Consider the following 8,882-nt stretch of genomic DNA (forward strand, 5'->3'; position numbering starts at 1 on the left):
GAAGGAACTCTCATGAACAAGGCAATCACCGAAGGTTTGCAGCTGATGCCGCCAGCATTTGCGGATGGTCTGGACGTCTGGTCCAGCGGCGACGGCACTCCCGGATCAGACACCTATGACGGCGCCGCCAATGCAGTTTTTGTGGCGGCGGATGCTGATTTCGGCGGCTGCCTGGAGATGCAGAAGACTGAGAACACCCAGAAGCTGCGCTTCATGGGTCAGACGCCGCTGCAACCGGGCTGCTATTTGCAGATAAAGGTCCGGGTGAAGGCGGTCAGCGGTGCGCTGCCTGCGGTCCGCGTTGCAGGCTGGGCGGGGGCCAGCGGCGGCAGCCATATCGGCGGTGTGACTGAGACTGCGCCGCAGGTCTCGTTGACCGCCTATGGCCAAGTGGTGGAGGTCACCGGCATTGTCGGCAGCGGTAGCCGCGGCGGGGTGGACATGCCCTGGGGGCGCAATGCGGCCTACGGCCATTTCGGCCTCGACCTGACCGGCGCCAACGGCGGCGTGGTGCGGATCGACGACATTGAGATCACCGACATCACCAGCGCCTTTGTGCGGGATATGCTAAGCGTGGTGGACGTCACCGACTATGGTGCGGTGGGCAATGGCAGCTTTGATTGCACGGCGGCCTTTGAAGCGGCGGACGCGGCAGCAGACGGGCGGCGCATCCTGGTGCCCGCAGGGGATTTCCGCCTGAACAGCACCGTTTCACTGAACCACCAGGCCGTGTTCGAAGGCACCGTTTCCATGCCGGACAGTCAGATGCTGTTGCTGACAAAGAACTTCGATTTCCCCGCATATGCGGCGGCATTCGGCAATGAGGAGCTGGGGTTCAAAAAGGCGTTTCAGGCGCTGATCAATAACGCAGATCACGAATCCCTGGATCTGAAGGGCCGCAAGATCACCGTCACCGGGCCGATCGACATGCAAGCCGCAGTCCCGAACAAAAGCTCTTATGCGACCCGCCGGGTGATCCGCAACGGCCAATTGGAGGCCGCCAGCAATGCGGCCTGGGACACCGGTGCGGTGACCTCGCAGGCAACCTACAGTGCCTCGGACTCCAAAAAACTGACCAATGTTGCGAACATCGCGAATATTGCAGTTGGCTCGTTGGTCGAAGGCGCCGGAGTGGGCCGCGAGATTTATGTGAAATCCAAAAATACCGGCGCCGGAGAGCTGACCCTCAGCGCGGCGCTTTATGATGCCGAAGGCACCCAGACGTTCACCTTCCGCGACTTCAAATATCTGGTGGATTTCAGCGGCTTCAGTTCGCTCAGCAAGTTTGGCATGGAAGGCATCGAATTCCAGTGCAATTCCCGCTGCAGCGCAGTGCGGCTGGCGCCGGCCGGGTCGGTGAATTCGTTCGACAGCTGTTTCTTTTCACGCCCTAAGGACCGCGGAATTACGTCGGCCGGAACCGGCTGCCAGGGTATTCTGGTCGACAATTGCCAGTTCCTGTCAGCTGAGGACCCGCTGGACGTTCCAGACCGGGTCAGCATCGGCCTTAACGTCAATTCCAACGACGCCAAGCTGCGCAGCAACCGGGCCACAAGGTTCCGCCATTTCGCGCTGCTGGCGGGCGGCAACAATACGGTAACCGGAAATCACTTCTTTCAGGGCGACAGCATCGCCAACGGCGTGCGCACAGCAGGTCTGGTGCTGGCCTCCAACAACTGCACCTCAACCGTGTCGGACAACTACATCGACAATTGCTTTATCGAATGGACCAACGAGCGGGACGCAACACCTGATTTCACCGGCGGGTTTTCATTCAGCGCCTTGTCAGTGAGTGCCAATGTGTTCCTGTCCGGCGATGTCGCACCGTGGTTCAGCTACATCGTCGTCAAACCCTACGGCAGCGGCCATTTCCTGAACGGGCTTTCTGTCACCGGCAATAAATTCCGCTCGCTTCAGGGCAGCATTGACCGGGCGGAGCGCGTGGATACCAGTTTTTCGGATCTGGATTTCAGCCGGTCCAAAAACGTCGATTTCAGCGGCAACATGTATCATAATGTCACGGCGCAAACCGCCAATCCGCTGCGGGTGCGGCATGATCAATCTTCTGCCTCAACCTCCTGGCCGGTGCGGGCCGAAGGGCTGCTGCCGTTCCAAGGGTTCGCCCGCTATGTCGACAGCGTGGTGCCGCTGGGCGCGCTGAAAAGCAGCGGCAACAGCACCCGCTACATTGTGCCGTATACCGAAGCGCAGCAAGGCCCGGACAACGACGAGATCCGGCTGCGCTGGGGTGAAGCCGTCAAGGGCGAAGTTCAGGTCATCATGCGGATGGACAGCTAACCAGTGCCGCCGGAGTGCTGAAGATCGGTGGCGGCAAGGCGGAAGGCCTTGCCAAAGCCGGCGTTCAGATGCGCCCCCGTCACAGTAAACCGCACAAAGGTGAAATCAGCCAGTTGCAGATACAGCTTGGCCTTCGGCTGGCGGCGCAGGTAATGCGCGGCCAGCACTTCATGCTCCGGGTCCTGGCGGCTGATGAAACGCGCCCGGCACATCAGGCTCAGGCGCGGATGGGCCAGCGGATCGCCTTTGCCTCCCGGCTCACCGACCAGCAGCGAGCAGGCCGGCCGCTGACGCAGCGCAGCCGTGTGCAGCGCCAGGCCGGAGATCAGGCTGACAGGATCCCCCTGCGGATCCAGTCCGAAAGCCACCCGTGTGACCAGCGGACTGCCATCGTCCAGCAGCACGCCAAGGGCGGCAAAGCGGGCGCTTGCCATCAGGCTTTGGGCCAAAGCGCGGGCGTCGTCATCTGCGGGGCGGACCGGGTCGGGCATCGTCATTTCTGGTTTCCTTGAAAGGCTTCAGAATCTTTGCCACACCCCCAGCTCCAGACCAAGGCTGCGCTGGCCTGTGTTGCGGTATTCCAGCCCCAGGATCAGCTCGCGGCTGCCGTCCAGCGGATAGCGCAGCGCCGGGGTCAGCGCATAGGAAAACCGGCCGCCGCCCGGTTTGGACGTCTCGACCTGCAGCATTGGTGCGGCTTTTCCGGGCCGGTTCAGACCGATGGTGGCGTCCAGTTTCCAGGCCGCATCAAATCCGCTGTTGCGCAGCTCGTATGCGGCATCGACCGCCAGCCAGCCGGTGCCTTGGCCGGTCTCAAAACTGCGCCCGTAAGACAGTGTTGTCTTTTGCATCATTTGCCAAAGACCCTGGTAATGATTGCCGCCGACCCCTGTCTCAACCGCCAGCCGGAAACGGGGACCGGCGTGCAGCTGCGATCGGGCAAACGTCAGCGCGTGGCCGGAGCCAGCCGAGCTTTGGTTCAGGTCAATGCCGAGGGTGAGCTTGGAGGTAATGCCAAATGCGCCATAATAGCTCAGCTCTTGGGCGCCTTCATCACCGGTTTGCCGGTAGGTGGCGCTGGCAGACGCAAACCCCCTGCCTGGCTTCTCCAGCCATGCACCGCCAGCCACCGGCTGGGCCAGCGTCAGGGCAAGACAAATGGCACAGGCAGGTTTCATCCCAAAACCCTCAGAACACTGCGGTAAGAGTTTCGACTTATGGTTAAGGTTGTATTAAATTATGACTACACACGAAATGATTGCCGTCTCAAAAAAGGTGGTGCGCTTCATGCGCGAACGGGCGTAGGCTGGAGGAATTCAACGGAGGGGCCAATGCCGAAAATAGCAAAAACCGCTGATATCCAAACCGTTATCACCACATTTGAGATGACGCCGGGGACCTGTCAGGACCTTTTGGAGGCGCTGCAGGATGCCTACGCGGACTTCATCTCGAAACAGCCCGGCTTTGTTGCCGCTGGACTGCATGTGAATGACGCGCAGACCCGTATCGCCAATTACTCGCAATGGCGCCGCCGCGAGGATTTCATGGCAATGCTGCGCAGTCCCGAAATGCGCGAGCGCAACCGCAAGATCAATGAACTGTGCCGCAGTTTTGAGCCGGTGATGTATGACGTGGCAGAGGTGTTCGGCACCTAAGCTTTTGCCAGTTCCACCCAAAACGGCACCTGCTTTGACCCCGGTCATGGCAGGATGCCACCGGCGGGGCTATCATTGACAGGAACATCAACCGATGGAGGTTTGCTATGTACCACAATGTCCTGGTGCCGATTTCATTCGATCCCGAACGGGACGTGACCGGGCCGCTGAAAGTGGCACGGCTGCTGTCCGCCCCGGGGGCCAACGTGACGCTGCTGCATGTGATCGAGCAGGTCCCGGCCTATGCGATTTCCTACATTCCGGCAGATTTCATGGACGGCACCCGCAGCGCGCTGCAGGCCGAGCTGGACGGGCTGGCCAAGACCCTGCCCAATGCCCGCGGAGAACTGGTTGAGGGCCATTCCGGCCGCACCATTCTGGACTGGGCCGAGCAGAACCAGCCGGACCTGATCATCCTCGCCTCGCACCGCCCGTCAATGCAGGATCTGCTGTGGGGATCGACCTCGGGCCATGTGGTGCGCCACGCTGCTTGTGCGGTGCATGTGGTGCGCTGACGCCGCCCCGGTCAGGCCGGGACTGCCGCCTTTAGCAACTTCCAGGCCAGCCGGATCGCCGCCCCCGGCAGCAAGGCTGAGCGCAGCAGAACCTTGTTGGAATTCACCGCTTCGGCGATACGGGCATAATGCACCTGCTTGTCCGCAGGCGAGCGCAGCAGGATGGTTTCGGCCTGCTGCATCGCCCGCTCGGTCTGCCGCTTGATCTGCGGCACAGCAGCTGGTTTTACCGCACGGTACAGATTCAATCCCTTGCGCTTTGGCTTTTGCGCCGGGTCCAGATTGCTGTTGACCGCCTGGGTCAGCGTGTCCTGCACCAGGACCAGCGCCTTGGTTGCTTCGGCATAGGCATGGTTGCCGCCCAGCTGCTGAACCGCCAGTTTATAGGTGTGGCGGTAGCAGTCGTATTTGTAGACCTTGGGCAATGTCCCGCAGCGGTCAAAACCGCGCGTCAATGTGGTGACAACGTTTTTTGTCGCCCGCGAGCTCAGCCCGCTGCGCTGGCCGCCGCCGCCGCTGCTTGCGCCGCTGTCCCGGCTGCCGCCGCCGCCGCCTTCGCCGCCAAAGGCAGGGGTGCTGGCGAGGATCAGGGTCAGGACTCCGGCCTGAATGGTTTTGCTGCTCAAGTGTGCCTCCGCGTTTTTTGCTGTGATTTTTGGTCAGCTTACCACGGGTCAGCCCCGTGTGAATGGGCGGAATCCTGCAATTATCGCGAATTTACGGCACTGTTGTCTTGTGCCGGGCTGCGGCGCTGCCCACCTGAGTTGCTGGAGTTGTGTAAGGAGACGCAGATGCAGTGCCCGATTGACGGAACCCAGCTGGTCATGAGCGACCGCGCCGGGGTGGAAATTGATTATTGCCCGAAATGCCGCGGCGTGTGGCTGGACCGGGGCGAGCTGGACAAGATCATCGAGCGCTCCGCCCAGCCAGTGCAGGCCGCCCCGCAGCAGCCGCAGCGGAATGACGACCGGGGCGGCGATTATGATCCGCGCTACGGCAAGAAACCCTATAAGAAGAAAAAGAAGAATTTTCTGGAAGATCTGTTCGACTTCTGACCCGCATCAGGCGCCGCCCCGGTGACGCGGGGGCGGCAGGCCATTGGCACAGGGGCGCTAATGCATGGTGCAGAAGGATCCGTGTTTGGCATCCTTCATCAGAGTGTCGAAATCATCCCCCTTCATTTCCACCAATGTCTTGTGGTCGCCGGCCTCGAACCAGACTTTGTCCAGGCCGCTGAGGCTGTCGTCAATGACCGTCGGCACATGATAGGCTTGGCCGACGCAGGGGGCAGCGCCAGGGTCGCAATCGTCAAAGACCTGGTTCAGCTCATATTCCGGCGCCAGGCCAAGGCGGCGGTCCATCATTGATTGCAGCGCGTGCAGATCAACCGTCTGATTGGAGGGCACCACGGCAAGCACCGGGCCTTCCTCCATGTGGATAAGCACCGATTTTGCCAGATGGTCCCCCGGCACATGGGCGCTTTCGGCGCATTCGGCGGACGTGGCGGTATAGGGATGGCGGACCGTGCCGAACGGCAGGCCTTGTGCCTCCAGATGATGTTTCAGGCGTGAGGCGATCATCAAAGGGTCCTCCTGTGTTAGGAAAGGCCCCCCGGCCGCTGTGGCGCAGGTCTGGAATGCCGCCAGTGGGTTTGCGATCCTGGAAAGGGCGGCATCGTCAGGTCTGGGCGCAGCCAGCGGCAAGCCGGGGCGCCCCGAAGTTTCCGGTGCCATCCAGTCTGCGGCAGGAGGGGTGAGTCGGGCAAGAGGCAGGTGTTCCCGCCCCGGCGCGCACGCTGGTTCCTGCCCTCTGCATCCCTCATTGCCCCGCCGCCGCCCATCCGCTATCACACCAGCCAGCTAGAATTCCCCCATCATGGAGCAGTCACATGGCCGCCTATCAGTACGTCTACCACATGCAGGGTGTCTCCAAGACCTACCCCGGTGGCAAGAAATGCTTTGAAAACATCCACCTGTCCTTTCTCCCCGGTGTGAAAATCGGTGTGGTCGGCGTCAACGGCGCCGGTAAGTCCACCCTGATGAAGATCATGGCCGGTCTTGATACCGATTTCACCGGTGAAGCCTGGTCTGCCGAAGGTGCCAAAGTCGGCTATCTGCCGCAGGAGCCGAAGCTGGACGAGAGCCTGACTGTGCGGGAAAACGTCATGCTGGGCGTCAAGGCCAAGAAGGACAAGGTCGACCGTTTCAACCAGATCGCGGTTGAAATGGCCGAGAACTACACCGACGAGCTGATGGAAGAGATGACCGCGCTGCAAGACAGCATTGATGCGGAAAACCTCTGGGATCTGGACAGCCAGATCGACATCTCGATGGAGGCGCTGCGCTGCCCGCCGGATGATGCCGAGATTGCCAACCTGTCGGGCGGTGAACGCCGCCGCGTAGCACTGTGCAAGCTGCTGCTGGAAGCGCCGGAAATGCTGCTGCTCGATGAGCCGACCAACCACCTGGACGCCGAGACCATCGCCTGGCTGCAGCAGCACCTGATCGACTACAAGGGCACCATCCTCTGCGTCACCCACGACCGCTATTTTCTGGACGATATCACCAGCTGGATCCTGGAACTGGACCGCGGCCGCGGCATTCCCTACGAGGGCAATTACTCTGCCTGGCTGGAGCAAAAGGCCAAACGCCTGCAGCAGGAAGCGCGCGAAGACAAATCCAAGCAGAAGACGCTGGAGCGCGAGCTGGAATGGATGCGTCAGGGCGCCAAGGCGCGTCAGGCGAAATCCAAAGCCCGGATCAACGCCTATAACGATCTGGCCGGCCAGTCCGAGCGTGAAAAGCTGACCCGCGCCCAGATCGTCATTCCCAACGGCCCGCGTCTGGGATCCAAGGTGATCGACGTCGAAGGCATCTCCAAACACTACGGCGACAAGCAGCTGGTGGAGGGCCTGTCCTTTGATCTGCCCCCCGGCGGCATTGTCGGCGTCATCGGCCCCAACGGCGCCGGTAAATCAACACTGTTCCGTATGCTGACCGGCCAGGAGCAGCCCGATGCGGGCACCGTCACTTATGGTGACACCGTGAAGCTGTCCTATGTCGATCAATCGCGCGATGACCTGAAAGACAATGAAACCGTCTGGGAAGCGATTTCCGGCGGCTCCGAGATCATCCAGCTGGGCGATGCGCAGGTCAATTCCCGCGCCTATTGCTCTTCGTTCAACTTCAAAGGCGGCGATCAGCAGAAACCGCTGAACCTGCTGTCGGGCGGTGAACGCAACCGGGTCCATATGGCGCGGCTGCTGAAAGAGGGCGGCAACGTGCTGCTGCTTGACGAGCCGACCAACGACCTGGACGTTGAAACCCTGCGGGCACTGGAAGACGCACTGGTCGATTTCGCCGGCTGCGCTGTGGTGATCTCGCACGACCGTTTCTTCCTCGACCGGATCTGCACCCATATGCTGGCGTTTGAAGGCGACGCGCATGTGGAGTGGTTCGAAGGAAACTTCGAGGACTACGAGGAAGACAAGAAGCGCCGGCTGGGCGCCGACGCGCTGGAGCCCAAGCGCCTGAAGCACAAGAAGTTTGTGCGGTGATATGCACGAACGGGGCGGCCAATTGGCCGCCCTTTTTGTTGTGGCTAAAGCAAGTGGTAAGCCGGGGTGCGCGCAGGTTTCTGGTGTCTGCCAGCCTGCGCCTAAGGGGCAGGTCGGGCAAGGGCGCGCGCGACGGCGTGCGTGGCACGCCTTTGGCGTGACGGCGGGCGCGAACGCCCTTCCTCTGGATGGGATGCTGGTTTTTTGTATAAATGGCACACTGCAACTAGATCGTTATTTCAATGCGGTTCTCACGATCCTTGCCGGAAGGATCATCCCAGCGAATTCTAAGCCACTCTTTTGGGTTAGATTGCATGTGAACAAATGCGGCTAATTCAACACTTTGCCCCTTCTCCAATTTGGACATCGGAAATTTCCGGCTGGCTGAATTTTCCTGAATGATGCTGTTTTGCTCATCCAGTACAAGTCGGACGTTTAAAGCAGGGGCAGGGCCAGTATTGAAGACGCGCAGCTTCCAGGAGGATTTATCAACTTTGTTCAGGCGCGCAGACACTGCTGCGGTTTTTTCCCTTTTTGCTTCATTTTGTGCAGTTTGTATTTGAATGCGAACGAGTTCGAGCTCTCTGTCAGTAAGCCGACTTTGAGACCTGTTGGCTCTTTTCGTTTCAATGTATGCAAGTAGCGATATAAAGAAAGCTAAACCTGCAACAAATTCGGAAATTTCTATGGGTTTACCTATTTGAAAATTTTCCTAAAGTCCGTTCGAATGTCCGCAACTATTTCTTTCTTCATGCCCTCGACGGCACGCGAAATCGTGTCTTGATTTTGATCCATGATATCTTCGTGCGTAAACTCCATCCCGCAGGACGTGCATTCATACGTACGCTCAGTTTCGGT

At 60.1% G+C, this 8,882-nt stretch carries 10 protein-coding genes; 5 read left to right on the top strand and 5 right to left on the bottom strand.

Going from position 1 to position 8,882, the window contains the following annotated elements; genetic code table 11:
* Positions 1 to 12: 12 nt before the first annotated feature.
* A complete protein-coding gene (locus L1069_RS05050; RefSeq protein WP_237454998.1) occupies positions 13 to 2,298 on the top strand; it encodes a glycosyl hydrolase family 28-related protein in 2,286 nt (761 codons plus the stop codon).
* On the opposite strand, the gene L1069_RS05055 is transcribed toward L1069_RS05050, so the two are convergent.
* Together L1069_RS05055 and L1069_RS05060 are read right to left on the bottom strand one after the other, a co-directional pair.
* Entirely contained in the window at positions 2,295 to 2,789 is a 495-nt protein-coding gene (locus L1069_RS05055) for a pyridoxamine 5'-phosphate oxidase family protein (protein WP_237455008.1), read from the bottom strand. The two genes, L1069_RS05050 and L1069_RS05055, sit on opposite strands and share 4 nt — an antisense overlap.
* 27 nt (positions 2,790 to 2,816) lie before the next feature.
* Positions 2,817 to 3,476 carry a hypothetical protein gene (locus L1069_RS05060; protein WP_237454999.1) on the bottom strand — a complete coding sequence of 220 codons (660 nt, stop codon included), beginning with the start codon at positions 3,474 to 3,476 and terminating at the stop codon, positions 2,817 to 2,819.
* Positions 3,477 to 3,629: 153 nt separating this feature from the next.
* Here L1069_RS05060 and L1069_RS05065 point away from each other — a divergent pair, with 153 nt between their 5' ends.
* Together L1069_RS05065 and L1069_RS05070 are read left to right on the top strand one after the other, a co-directional pair.
* On the top strand, positions 3,630 to 3,953 hold the full coding sequence (locus L1069_RS05065) for an antibiotic biosynthesis monooxygenase family protein (RefSeq protein WP_129369562.1): 324 nt from the start codon (positions 3,630 to 3,632) through the stop codon (positions 3,951 to 3,953).
* Positions 3,954 to 4,060: 107 nt separating this feature from the next.
* Positions 4,061 to 4,468, top strand: a complete 408-nt coding sequence (locus L1069_RS05070; RefSeq protein WP_134828926.1) for a universal stress protein — start codon at positions 4,061 to 4,063, stop codon at positions 4,466 to 4,468.
* 11 nt (positions 4,469 to 4,479) lie between these two features.
* Here the strand turns inward: L1069_RS05070 and L1069_RS05075 are convergent, their stop codons facing one another.
* Positions 4,480 to 5,094: a hypothetical protein gene (locus L1069_RS05075; RefSeq protein ID WP_237455000.1), complete on the bottom strand. Its 615-nt coding sequence runs from the start codon at positions 5,092 to 5,094 to the stop codon at positions 4,480 to 4,482.
* A 165-nt stretch (positions 5,095 to 5,259) separates the two neighbouring features.
* On the opposite strand from L1069_RS05075, the gene L1069_RS05080 reads away from it, so the two are divergent.
* Positions 5,260 to 5,523 (top strand): zf-TFIIB domain-containing protein, encoded by a 264-nt coding sequence (locus L1069_RS05080; RefSeq protein WP_237455001.1) that lies wholly within the window; start codon positions 5,260 to 5,262, stop codon positions 5,521 to 5,523.
* Between the two features lie 57 nt (positions 5,524 to 5,580).
* Here the strand turns inward: L1069_RS05080 and L1069_RS05085 are convergent, their stop codons facing one another.
* Positions 5,581 to 6,048: a YbaK/EbsC family protein gene (locus L1069_RS05085; RefSeq protein ID WP_129369566.1), complete on the bottom strand. Its 468-nt coding sequence runs from the start codon at positions 6,046 to 6,048 to the stop codon at positions 5,581 to 5,583.
* 308 nt (positions 6,049 to 6,356) lie between these two features.
* Between L1069_RS05085 and ettA the strand changes: the two genes are divergently transcribed.
* Positions 6,357 to 8,024, top strand: coding sequence for an energy-dependent translational throttle protein EttA (gene ettA / locus L1069_RS05090; protein WP_129369567.1), 1,668 nt, complete (start codon positions 6,357 to 6,359; stop codon positions 8,022 to 8,024).
* Between the two features lie 226 nt (positions 8,025 to 8,250).
* Here ettA and L1069_RS05095 read toward each other — a convergent pair whose 3' ends face one another.
* Positions 8,251 to 8,538, bottom strand: coding sequence for a hypothetical protein (locus L1069_RS05095; protein WP_237455002.1), 288 nt, complete (start codon positions 8,536 to 8,538; stop codon positions 8,251 to 8,253).
* Between the last annotated feature and the right edge of the window lie 344 nt (positions 8,539 to 8,882).

The organism is Leisingera sp. MMG026 (assembly GCF_021654205.1).
GTDB lineage: Bacteria > Pseudomonadota > Alphaproteobacteria > Rhodobacterales > Rhodobacteraceae > Leisingera.

Coding starts and splice junctions, on each gene's coding strand:
- L1069_RS05050 (WP_237454998.1), top strand. CDS start 13: ATGAACAAGGCAATCACCGAAGGTTTGCAGCTGATGCCGCCAGCATTT.
- L1069_RS05055 (WP_237455008.1), bottom strand. CDS start 2,789: ATGCCCGACCCGGTCCGCCCCGCAGATGACGACGCCCGCGCTTTGGCC.
- L1069_RS05060 (WP_237454999.1), bottom strand. CDS start 3,476: ATGAAACCTGCCTGTGCCATTTGTCTTGCCCTGACGCTGGCCCAGCCG.
- L1069_RS05065 (WP_129369562.1), top strand. CDS start 3,630: ATGCCGAAAATAGCAAAAACCGCTGATATCCAAACCGTTATCACCACA.
- L1069_RS05070 (WP_134828926.1), top strand. CDS start 4,061: ATGTACCACAATGTCCTGGTGCCGATTTCATTCGATCCCGAACGGGAC.
- L1069_RS05080 (WP_237455001.1), top strand. CDS start 5,260: ATGCAGTGCCCGATTGACGGAACCCAGCTGGTCATGAGCGACCGCGCC.
- L1069_RS05085 (WP_129369566.1), bottom strand. CDS start 6,048: ATGATCGCCTCACGCCTGAAACATCATCTGGAGGCACAAGGCCTGCCG.
- ettA (WP_129369567.1), top strand. CDS start 6,357: ATGGCCGCCTATCAGTACGTCTACCACATGCAGGGTGTCTCCAAGACC.